Below are 265 nucleotides of genomic sequence, written 5' to 3' on the forward strand. Positions count from 1 at the left end.
AAGTGCAGCAAACATTGCAGCGTTATAAAGAACTACAAGATATCATTGCCATTTTAGGTATGGATGAATTATCAGAGGACGATAAGCTTGTTGTACACAGAGCGCGTCGTGTTCAATTCTTCCTATCTCAAAACTTCCACGTAGCTGAGCAGTTTACAGGTCAAAAAGGTTCTTACGTACCTGTAAAAAATACAGTTAGTGGTTTCAAAGAAATTCTAGAAGGAAAATATGATGACCTTCCAGAAGATGCATTCCGTTTAGTTGG

1 protein-coding gene is annotated in these 265 nt (G+C 38.1%); it reads left to right on the forward strand.

Annotated elements, in window-relative coordinates; translation table 11 throughout:
* On the forward strand, nucleotides 1-265 hold a 265-nt coding region (locus SB658_RS24645), incomplete at both ends, for an ATP synthase beta subunit C-terminal domain-containing protein (RefSeq protein WP_486308219.1).

It is taken from the genome of Bacillus sp. SIMBA_008, from assembly GCF_046535495.1.
GTDB lineage: Bacteria > Bacillota > Bacilli > Bacillales > Bacillaceae > Bacillus > Bacillus subtilis.